General features: G+C 69.9%; 1 pseudogene. It reads left to right on the top strand.

The features are described 5' to 3' along the window. Window positions 1-292: pseudogene (locus DM373_RS28560) on the top strand (hypothetical protein); the annotation flags it as partial.

Below are 292 nucleotides of genomic sequence, written 5' to 3'. Positions count from 1 at the left end.
GAGCCTGGCCGGCACCTTCCCCGAGCCACCCAAGCCGGGCAAGGGCGCGCTGGAGTTGTTCAACCTGTACGCCAACACCAAGGGCATCAAGGCCGGCGACTACGAAGTCACCGATGCCCTGGGCACGCTGCTCAAGGGCACGTTGGACGGGCAGGGGTTCAAGGCTGTGTCCGGCGCGGCGCCAGGGCCGGCCTGGGTCAACTTCGGCCGCGATCCCTCGCCGCCCTGGGCGCCGAGCAGCTACATCGGCGAGGTCGAGTGGCCGGTGCAGGCCCCAGATCCCAACAGCCTG

The sequence above is a fragment of the Pseudomonas sichuanensis genome, from assembly GCF_003231305.1.
Classification (GTDB): Bacteria; Pseudomonadota; Gammaproteobacteria; order Pseudomonadales; family Pseudomonadaceae; genus Aquipseudomonas; species Aquipseudomonas sichuanensis.
Note: the sequence above shows the minus strand (reverse complement) of the source record. Positions and strands in the feature narration are given on the sequence as shown.